General features: G+C 68.7%; 9 protein-coding genes. 5 read left to right on the top strand and 4 right to left on the bottom strand.

Annotation, left to right across the window (positions count from 1 at the left end; translation table 11 throughout):
• Positions 1-74: 74 nt before the first annotated feature.
• Complete coding sequence (locus LDL49_RS54060) at positions 75-422, bottom strand: hypothetical protein (protein WP_225302759.1); 348 nt, start codon at positions 420-422, stop codon at positions 75-77.
• A 414-nt stretch (positions 423-836) separates the two neighbouring features.
• Positions 837-1,010 (bottom strand): hypothetical protein, encoded by a 174-nt coding sequence (locus LDL49_RS54055; RefSeq protein ID WP_225302758.1) that lies wholly within the window; start codon positions 1,008-1,010, stop codon positions 837-839.
• Positions 1,011-1,671: 661 nt separating this feature from the next.
• Between LDL49_RS54055 and LDL49_RS54050 the strand changes: the two genes are divergently transcribed.
• From LDL49_RS54050 to LDL49_RS54035, 4 genes are all read left to right on the top strand, one after another.
• Positions 1,672-1,860 carry a DUF6229 family protein gene (locus LDL49_RS54050; RefSeq protein WP_225302757.1) on the top strand — a complete coding sequence of 63 codons (189 nt, stop codon included), beginning with the start codon at positions 1,672-1,674 and terminating at the stop codon, positions 1,858-1,860.
• Between the two features lie 55 nt (positions 1,861-1,915).
• Complete coding sequence (locus LDL49_RS54045) at positions 1,916-2,107, top strand: DUF6229 family protein (protein ID WP_225302756.1); 192 nt, start codon at positions 1,916-1,918, stop codon at positions 2,105-2,107.
• 18 nt (positions 2,108-2,125) lie between these two features.
• Complete coding sequence (locus LDL49_RS54040; RefSeq protein WP_225302755.1) at positions 2,126-5,002, top strand: type 2 lanthipeptide synthetase LanM family protein; 2,877 nt, start codon at positions 2,126-2,128, stop codon at positions 5,000-5,002.
• 164 nt (positions 5,003-5,166) lie between these two features.
• On the top strand, positions 5,167-6,954 hold the full coding sequence (locus LDL49_RS54035; RefSeq protein WP_225302754.1) for an ABC transporter ATP-binding protein: 1,788 nt from the start codon (positions 5,167-5,169) through the stop codon (positions 6,952-6,954).
• Here the strand turns inward: LDL49_RS54035 and LDL49_RS54030 are convergent.
• Positions 6,925-7,638: a hypothetical protein gene (locus LDL49_RS54030; protein ID WP_225302753.1), complete on the bottom strand. Its 714-nt coding sequence runs from the start codon at positions 7,636-7,638 to the stop codon at positions 6,925-6,927. The two genes, LDL49_RS54035 and LDL49_RS54030, sit on opposite strands and share 30 nt — an antisense overlap.
• 9 nt (positions 7,639-7,647) lie before the next feature.
• Here LDL49_RS54030 and LDL49_RS58980 point away from each other — a divergent pair, with 9 nt between their 5' ends.
• Positions 7,648-8,805, top strand: coding sequence for a glycosyl hydrolase family 95 catalytic domain-containing protein (locus LDL49_RS58980; protein WP_225302752.1), 1,158 nt, complete (start codon positions 7,648-7,650; stop codon positions 8,803-8,805).
• Between the two features lie 348 nt (positions 8,806-9,153).
• On the opposite strand, the gene LDL49_RS54020 is transcribed toward LDL49_RS58980, so the two are convergent.
• Complete coding sequence (locus LDL49_RS54020) at positions 9,154-10,113, bottom strand: sugar ABC transporter substrate-binding protein (RefSeq protein WP_225302751.1); 960 nt, start codon at positions 10,111-10,113, stop codon at positions 9,154-9,156.
• Positions 10,114-10,144: the final 31 nt, after the last annotated feature.

Raw genomic sequence — 10,144 nt, 5'->3', positions numbered from 1 at the left:
CGCGAATGGCCTGAACGGGCGGTAGTGTGCGTGCCACGAGCGTAGGTCCTTGCGTAGTGCGAACTTTGGTCGGTTCAGCACGGCAACCTACGCTCGTTCACTTTTACACCGCATCTCGGACGCGACCCCGAGTGGACTGTCAGGATGTCAAGGGCGTCAAGGTCGGCGAGATCCATGATGAGGGAGCCGGTGTTCTCGGTGACTATGTCATGCAGAAAGAAGCGGAAGGCCCTTAAGCCATCGAGCGGGGACCCAGCTGAGAGGGAAAGGTGATCATCGACCCTTCGGCGCATGGCCTCTTCGTCGATTTCCTCGTCTTCCCCGATACCGTCGGCCTCCATGAACGCTTCCTCAACCAAGGACCGCACTTCAGCGTCCAGGTCTGGACGGAAAGAGTCGTAGATCCCGGCGAGGAACTCCATGGTGTAGCCGTGCCCATCGAGGACGCCTCGCGCTGTGGCGACAGTCGTGCGATAGCCGAGCTTGGTCGACCCGTCCTCGCCATCGCCGAACTCGACGAATACCTACTCATTGGCGAAAAGGAAGGTGAGGAAGGTGGGGATCTGGTACTTCCATTCGAAGGTGAGTTCCCCGATCGCCAGTTTGGTCCAGTGGCCCATCTCAGATGTTTGGTTCCGCCAGCAGCATGTCGCTCAGCGTATCCAACCTCGCAAGGCCAGACCCGGCGTGATCAAGACTACTTTTGGCCGAGTCTGCAGTGTCGGCTGCTCATTCATGCGTGGCGCGACTTCGATGACGTTCACGGGACTTCGCGGTGGCTCTCGCCGCCTGAGCTTGGGCCCTCACCATGAGTGCGCCAGGGGCAGAACGGTGGGTCAGGCGATCGTCAGCCCGCCGTACACGTCCCCGGCCTGGATCACGGTGCCGGCGACGTTACCCGTGCGACCGCGTTGTGCACGGGCTGGCCTGCTGGGCGAGACGACGGCCTCCTGTTCCGCGCCGAGGTCTCCGCCGCTCTGGCTGAGGAGCCCGTCCACGATGTTGCGCATCTCCCCTGGTCGGGGGCCCGCTCGCCCCCGAGCAGACCGCTGCGGTGTTCGCGACCGCATGCCTGCGGCCCGCACCCGGCACCGCACCGCGCGCTCCTTCAATACTGCGTCGTCCGGCCCGGCCCGCAGGTGGGTCCGCGTCGATACCCACGGCCTTCTTCGTCCCGAAGCAGGCTCCCCCTCGCGGCCGGCCTTTCCCTGGGGTCGCATTCACAAATCGAAATAACTGTCGTCCGCAATGCCAGGCAAACTGTATACCAGCTGGGAATGTCGTGAGACGGTCACGCCTCCGGGGTTATTCGTCACCTGTTATCGGCACCTCCGATCTGGCGAAATCATTCCCGGCTTCCCTTCCTGCGTGGAAGAGCGATTCCCGAGCAGTCCGCCCGCGCAAATGGTCGCCGTCGCCGGAGCGAGGATTACGGCCATCGCCGGTCGAGTCTCTGACGTGCGGGACCGTCGTCCCGTCCTGGCCGCACAGGTGACGTGAACGGCGTGCCGCGTGGCCCTGCTGGACGTCGGTGCAAGATTGGCCGCAGTCAATGGCAATTTTCGACATTTCTCCGGAATGCAACCAAGTGCACATTACGTCCGATATGTGTTGATTTTCTGGAGCGGCTGATTAGCGTGGGTCGAGACGTCGGTCATGAAGGGAGTAAGCATGCCTGTCACCCTGGGACGCTCCGAGGAGATCGTCGCTGCTTGGCGCGGCGGAACGGCGACCATCGAGGACAACCCGGCCGGCCCGCTGTTCATGAGCGAGTACGCCGAGTCGGAGATCACGATGGTTCGCGACGACACCCGGCGGCCGAGCTCGTGCACCGGCAACCGCACCATCCCCTGCTGCTGACCTCGAACCCCCCGGTCAACGCAGGACAGCACACCTGTCCACGAAAGGAGTAAGCATGCCCGTCACGCTGGGACGCTCCGAGGAGATCGTCGCTGCTTGGCGCAGCGGAACGGCGACCATTGAGGACAACCCGGCCGGCCCGCTGCTCACAGGTGAGTACGCCGAGTCGGAGATCACGCTGGCACTCATGGACACCACCAAGAGGGCCAGCGCCTGCACCGCAGGTCGCACCGGCCTCTGCTGCTGATCAAGGAAGGTTGGACGTATGGCCGGGGAATTCGACCCGTCGCTGGAGTATTTGACCGCACCGGCGCTGGCCGGGCTGTCGCCCACGCTGGGATCGATCCCCGGCCTCACGCCGGCGGAGGCCCAGGTGATCCACCAGGCGGCCGCCGAAGCATTGGAGGAGACCGTCCGTCTCAAGGTCAACCGCGTACTGCTGCTGGAACTCAACGCGGCCAGGATCAGTGGAAGGCTGACCGCGCAGACTCCGCAGCTGCGGTGGCAGGAATGGAAGGCGACGGCCGCGACGCCCGAGTTCTGGCGATCCATGGGGCAGCACTACCCCCCGATGCCGTCCAGGCTTGCCACGATCATCAGCAACCGGTGTGCCGCGGCCGAGGAACTGGCCCGCCGGTTCGCCGCCGACCGGGCGGCGCTCGCCGCGCTGCCGGGTGGCCTCCGAGGTGACCTGGTCCGGGTCGATTTCGGGGCGGGAGACAGCCATCGCGGCGGGCGCACCGTCGCCGTCCTGCACGGTTCGCAGGGGCAGGTCGTCTACAAGCCCCGCTCCCTCGCCGTGGACGAGGCACTGGCCCGGCTGATCGCCCGCCTGGCCGCCGAGTTGCCCGCCGGGACCGACATCCGCGTACCTGACGTGCTGGTCCGTGAGGGGTATGGGTGGGCGGAGCACATCGGGCACCGCTACTGCGCGGACGACGCGGAGCTGCGGTCCTTCTACCGCGGCATCGGGCACTGGCTGGCGCTGATGCGCCTGATAGGCGGCAGCGACCTGCACGCGGAGAACCTCATCGCGGCCGGGCCGGCCCCCGTCGTCATCGACTGCGAGACGCTGTTCACCCCGCACGCCCCCGCCAAGCCCTCGGGGTACGGCGAGGCCGTGGACCTGGCGACCGATCTGCTCGGCGGGTCGGTGCTGCGCACCGGTCTTCTTCCCGGACGGGGCGTCTCGCTCGGCTGGCGCGGCGTCGACATGTCGGCCGCCGGCGCGCTGCCCGGTCAGCAGCCGTACACCGAGGTGCCCGTCGTCGTCGACGCGGGCACGGACATGGCCAGAGTGGGCATGGCGCGGGCCGAGATGGGAGCGGTGGCCAACCACCCGAGCCCTGACCCGGTCCTCGCCCGCTACTGGGACCGGGTCCTGTTGGGATTCGTCGAGCTGACCGAGCGGCTCGACGCGCTGGACCGGGCGGGCGAGCTGGCCGGGCTGCTCGAGGACTTCGCCGACCGTCCCATCCGGGTCGTGCTCCGCGCCACCGAGGCCTACGCCGAGCTGGCCCGCATGCTGTGGCACCCGGTATCACTGCACGACGAGGCCACTGCGGTCGGCAAGGCCGCGCGGCTGCTGGCGCAGCACGCCGAGAACCTGCCCGGAGCACCGTCGGACCCCGAGGTGATCGACGCCGAGGTGGTCGAGCTGCTGACCGGCGACATCCCCTTCTTCGCCACATCGCCCGCCCGTGGTCGTCTGGACGGCCCCGGCGGAACCTCGTATGGAGACGAGCAGGACCTCATCGCGGACGCGCTGCGGCGCTGGCGCGACCGCGACGCCGCCCTCGATCGCGAGGTGATCCGGGCCGCCCTGGTCAGCGCTTACCTCAACGAGGGGTGGATGCCCGACAACAAGCCGATGGCCGCGCCCGTCATCCGGCACCAGGACCTCGACGTGCGCCGGCGCCGGGTGGCCGCCGCCATCGCCCGCAGCGTGCTGGACGCGGCGGTCCACGGCGACGACGGCACGGTCACCTGGATCGCGCCGGTGCTCACCTCCACCGGCTGGTTCGTGCAGTCGCTGAGCCCTGACGTGTACGGCGGCGCGTACGGGGTCGCCATCCTGCTGGCCGCCTACGCGAGCGAGACCGAGCAGGGAAGGGCCGACAAGGTGCTCGGCTTGGACAAGCTGCTGGCCGGTCTGCTCCGCACGATCACGATGGCCGAGGACCGGGACGCCGAAGAACGGCACACCGGGCCGCGGCGTCGCCCCGACCCGCCGGGCGGCTATGTCGGCATCGGCTCGCAGATCTGGAGCTGGCTGCTGCTGAGCGGGCTCGGCGCCGTCGGTTCCGCCGAAGCGGTCGCCCGGGCCTGTGCCCTGGCGGAGGAACTGCCCGAGGCGGTGGCCGCCGACGAAGGCTACGACCTGCTCACCGGCATGGCCGGCGCCATCGTGCCGTTGCTCCGCCTGTCCGAACGCACCGGCGACCAGCGATGGTTCACCGAGGCCCGTCGCATCGGGGAGCGCCTGGTCTCACTGGCCCGCGTCCAGGACCGCGGAGCGTCCTGGCCCAGCGCAGCGTTCCCCCAGGGGATAGGCGGGGTCTCGCACGGCGCCACCGGGATCGGCTGGGCGCTGGCCCGGCTCTCCGACGCCGCCACGTCCGGCGGCGCCGAGTTCGGCACCCTGGCGAGCAAGGCGTTCATCTTCGAGGAGTCGCTGTACGACCCGGATGGTAACGGATGGCGGGACCTGCGCGAAGTGGACGATCCCCGTGTCACCTCCAGCGCGTGGTGCCACGGAGGCGGCGGCATCGGCCTCGTCGCGGCCGACCGGCTGGCCCGCGAGGGCGACCCCCGCTGGCGGGACGTACTCCGCCGCGCCGCCGCGTCGTCCTGGTCGATAGGTCTCGGCTGGAGTCACACGCTCTGCCACGGAGACTTCGGCAACTGGGAGATCCTTTACCGCGCGATCGAGGCGGGTGTCGGGCCCGAACGGTTGACCCGTGAGGCCCTCACCGCGCGGATGATCGGCGGCATCGACGAGCACGGGCCGATCAGTGGCCTCGCCCGCGACGCCTTCACCCCGGGGCTGATGCCGGGCGTCGGCGGCATGGTCTACCAGCTGCTGCGGATGCATCCGGACAGCCCGCTCCCGTCCGTCCTGCTACCCGACCCGGAGGGGTGAGCTGCGCTGAGCGTCGACTGTCCGTGGTGCTGGCCGACCCAGAGGGGTGAGCTGCTCTGAGCACCGACGACGAGCTGAACTCGCCGTACTGGCACCTGGCGGACCCCGACCGCGACGGCGGGCTCTGGCAGAACCTGCGGCGGCTGCCGCGCACCGTCCGCCCGGTGTTCGACATCGTCTGGCGGGCCGGACGGCGGCCCGCCCTCGCCATCCTCCTGCTGCTCACGGTGTCGGGCGTGGCGACGGCGTCCGGGCTGCTGGCCACCACCGCCGTGCTGGAAGAACTCCTCTCCGGAGGGCCGACCCCGGACCGGGTCATGGCGGCGCTCCCTGGCCTGGCGCTGCTGGTCGGCGTGTACGCGCTGCGCGGCGGCGTGGAGACGGCCGTCACGCTGGCCCGGGCGCGCCTCGACCCCGCGGTGCGCAGAGCGGCCGAAGACGGACTGTTCTCCGCGAGCCTCGCGGTCGAGCTGACCGCGTTCGACGACGACGGCTTCTACGACCGGATGCACCGTGCCCGCGACCGGGGGCTGTACTACCTTGAACGGGCCACCGGCAACGTCGTCGAACTGATCGGCGCCGCCTTCGCTGTCGCCGCGACCGCCATCGGCATCGGCGTGCTCCACCCACTGCTGCTCGCCGTGCTCGTCCTCAGCGTGCTGCCCGAAGGCTGGGCCGTGCTGCGCGCGGCCCAGCAGGGCTACGAGGCGACCGCGCGCATGGTCACGCTCAACCGGCGGATCCTGATGCTGGCCGACCTCGCCACCGAGCGGGAGCCTGCGGCGGAGATCCGCGCCTGCCAGGCGCAGCCGTTCCTGCTGGAGGAGTACCGGCGGGTGGGGGACGTCCTGCGCGACGAGGAGGTGCGTGTCGCCCTGGCCCAGGCGCGCACCCGCACGGCGGGCCGCGTGCTCGCGGGCGTGGCCACCGGGGCCACTCTCGTGCTGCTCGGGGTGCTGCTCCACATCGGCTGGATCCCGCTCGCCGTCGCCGGCACCGCCGTCATCGCGATCCGGATCGCCACCGCGGCGCTGAACCGTCTCGTCCTGGCTGCCAACCAGCTGTTCGAGCAGGCGCTCTACGTGAGCGACTACGAGACCTTCCTGGAGGACGCACGCACCCGCCGTCCCGCCGTGGGGGGCCTGCCCGTCCCGGCCGCACCCCGACGGATCGGTCTGCGTGGCGTCGCCTTCTCCTACGCGGGAGCGGGTGACGGCCGGCTCGCGCTGAGCGACATCGACCTGACCATCGACGCGGGCCAGACCATCGCGCTCGTCGGGGAGAACGGCTCGGGCAAGACCACGCTCGCCAAACTCATCGCCGGGCTCTACCGCCCCACGCGCGGCACCGTCACCTGGGACGGCCTCGACCTCGCCGAAATGGACGCCGCCGAGGTGGTCTCGCATGTCGTCATGGTCCTGCAGCATCCGGTCCGATGGCCGCACGACGCCAGGGTCAACGTTCGGGTCGGACGCCACGACAAGGACGATCCCGGCGACGTCGCGTTGCGCACCGCTGCCGACCTCGCCTCCGCCACCGAGGTCATCGACGGGCTCCCGCGCGGCTGGGACACCCTGATGTCGAAGAAGTTCCGCGGCGGCCAGGACCTGTCAGGCGGCCAGTGGCAGCGGCTGGCCGTCGCCCGCGGACTGTTCCGCGACGGTCACCTGCTGATCTGGGACGAGCCGACCGCCCCGCTCGACGCCAAGGCCGAATACGCCGTCTACGAGACACTGCGCCGCGTCGCCGCGGGCCGCACGGTCGTCCTGATCACCCACAGACTCTCCAGCGTCCGCAACGCCGACCGCATCTATCTGCTGCACGAGGGCCGGATCGCCGAACAGGGCACCCACGAGCAACTACTGGTCACAGGTGGCCGCTACGCCGACCTGTACCACCTGCAAGCCCAGATGTACGGCACATCACCCCCCATAACTCTCCCAACCCCCTGACCCCGGCGGCTTCCCCGCCCATTTCCCGATCGCCCTGCCGGTTACCTTCCATCTGTGCCGTTGAGCCACGTCGACGACGAAGCGAATGGAGGGTGCCTGCACCTCTGCGATCGAGGTCGCACGCCGGAGGGCATGGACTAGAGCAGCCTGCTCCTGGGGAATCGTCTTCCCCGCGAGGATCTGGTGTGACAGATCCTCAAGTGGTGTCGAGAGGAGCAGGTTCGCCATCCGCTGTAGCGGGTGCTGGTTGCTGCGATATAGAAGGATCTCGACCTGCTCCAGTCGCTGCAGATGAGCATGGGTAGATGCGAGCAGCGCTGCGCCCACCCACCCGTGCCGGCGAAGTACATCGGCCCAGCGTTCACCGCTGGCCAGGGCAGCGGCAGGATTGACGGCGCCTCGGTCATCCACCACGAGGAAGGCGTTCGCCCTGCTGGGGATGGTGCTGAGCGTGCGAAGGATCGCGATCATCTCCGTCAGGTGGGAGGCGTGCGCGCTCTGTACGTCGACCTCCCCGACCTGGTAGTAACCCGATCCGAGTACGAAAGCCCACCGCCCGGTCTTCTGCTTCTCCGGGATGTGCTGGTTGGGCACGTAGCCGTCAGTGCCTGCGACCTCGGGACCCAGCGACAACTCCTTGAAATGCCGGCTCGTTGGCAGGTAGCCCTCGGCAAGCAGGCGCATCGGATATCCGTGCAAGAGCAGCCCCTTCCCCGGGCGGTGTATCTCGGCTTGGCCCGGAGCAACGACCTGCGTGGCCGGCACGTCGCCGACTACCAGCGGCTGTTCGGTCGGACGACGCTCGACCTCGGCCGCACCGCGGCAGCCGACCAGCCGACCGACGTACGGATCGCGCAGCGCGCCAACAGCAGCGACCCGCAGTTCTCGGCGCTGCTGTTCCAGTTCGGCCGATACCTGCTGATCTCCTCCTCACGGCCGGGCACCCAGCCCGCCAACCTGCAGGGCATCTGGAACGACTCACTGACCCCTTCCTGGGACTCGAAGTACACCCTCAACGCCAACCTGCCCATGAACTACTGGCCGACCGACACGACGAACCTGTCGGAGTGCTACGAGCCGGTGTTCAAGATGATCAACGACCTCACGGTCAGTGGCGCCCGCACGGCCCGGGTGCAGTACAACGCCGGCGGCTGGGTGACCCACCACAACACCGACGGGTGGCGGGGCAGCTCGGTCGTCGATGGCGCGACCTGGGGCATGTGGCAGACCGGCGGCGCGTGGCTGGCCACCATGATCTGGGACCACTACCTCTTCACCGGCGACCTGGAGTTCCAGATGCTGCTGCAGAGCCACAACGGCGAGCTGCACGTGCTGCCTGCGCTGCCGGCGGCCTGGCCGAACGGGAAGGCGCAAGGTCTTCGTGGGCGCGGCGGCTACACCGTGGACGCGACATGGAGCTCCGGCGGGGCCACCGAGATCCTCATCAAATTCGACCGCGACGGGACGGTCAACGTACGCAGCCGGATGTTCGCCGGAACCTACCAGGTGGTCGACACCACGACCGGCGATACCGTCAGCGTCACCAAACCCGAGAGCGACGTCATCAGACTGCCCGGCCAAACCGGTCGTACGTATCGCATGACCGGTTCTGGCCCAGCGCCGACGAGCTACGTGCGGATCACCAATGTCACCACCGGCCTGGTGCTCGACAGCGGCGGGAATGTCACCTCCGGGTCGAACCTCAAGCAGTGGAACTGGGACGGCAGCACCAACCTGCAGTGGCAGCTCGTGGACCTGGGCGGAGGGTGGTACCGCATCGTCAGCTCCACCGTGGCCATGTGGACGCCGAACAGCAGCACCAACAACCAATGGACTACTACGGGCGTGTGAAAACCCGGTGGCCTTCGATCCGCGATGAGGCCCGGGGGCGGGCCGTACCCGACTGGGATGGGATCGCGGTGGCGACGATGTCGGATACGAAGGATTACCCCAACGCAGGACACACGTCACCTACGACCCCTTCGTCATGGGCGCACCACGTCGGCTGTGCGCCCATGACGGGCGGCGATTGTACGAGGGAGTTCTAGTTGCGGAAACAGGACATGCTTCACGAGAGCGCCATCAGGTGTTCAGTTCTGGACGGCTTGACCAACGCGCGAGGGCGGTGCACATGTCGCTGTCTCGCAGGGCTGCGGCCCGTCGGCCCGAGAGCCTCCGCGAAGTCCCGTTCCCCGGGCGTCACTGGAAGCCGGCCACGTTCTCCTTCGTCACCATCTCGGTGCCGGTGTCGATGATCGCCGCGACCCTCTGGTCCCGGGCCGCGGCGACCGCGGTCTCGATGCCGACCGAGCCCATCTTGGCGGGGAACTGCGCGACCGACGCCGCGACTTCACCTGCGGCGATGGCCTTCAGCTCGCCCGGTGAAGCGTCGAAGCCCACCAGCACGAGCTCGCCCGGCTTGTTGCCGGCGGATTTGACGGCCTGGAGGGCGCCGAGGATCGGCGGCCCGCAGGCCCCATAGATGGCGGCGATGCCGGGATGAGCGGCCAGGATGTCCTGGGCGGCGTTGAGCCCCTTGGTCTGGTCGCAGTCGGTGGCGGGTTTGGCGGCCACGGTGACGCCGTCACCGAGCGTGGACAGCATGCCGGTGACGCGGTCGTCGAGTGAGGGGTTGCCGAGCCGCCCCTGCAGCACGGCGATCGTGGAGCCGGGCTTGAGGCGCTCGGCGAGCCAGGCGCCCGCCAGCTTGCCGCCCGCGAGATTGTCGGTTGCCACGACCGACGACTTACCTGTCCAGCTGGGGATGTCGTTATCCACCAAGACGACCTTGACCCCTGCATCCACTGCCTTCTGCAGAACGTTCTGGAGGTTGGGGCTGGTCGGCGTGATCGCGATGGCCTTGACCCCCTTGGTGAGCATCGACTCGATCTGGGCCGTCTCGCCTTCGTCGTCTGTGCCGCTCTTACCCTGGCCGAAGAGGACCTCGACGTCTGGGTGGTCGCGGTTCCAGGTCTTCACCGCGTCGACCATGGTGTCGTAGAAGTCGACCGGGAACTTCGTGATGAATCCAACTTTGAGCGGCTCGGCGGTGCCGGGAGACGCCCCGGTCGTGGACGTACCGGAGCCGGTAGAGCAGGCGCCGAGACAGAGCGCCAGCGCGAGGGCCAGCGAGGCTGACCGGAGGTGTGGTGCCATCATTCTCATCTCTTTCGGGAGGGCGGTCGCGCAG

Source organism: Nonomuraea aurantiaca, from assembly GCF_020215705.1.
Classification (GTDB): Bacteria; Actinomycetota; Actinomycetes; order Streptosporangiales; family Streptosporangiaceae; genus Nonomuraea; species Nonomuraea aurantiaca.
The sequence above is the reverse complement of the archived record's forward strand: the minus strand, read 5'-3'. Positions and strand labels throughout refer to the sequence as shown.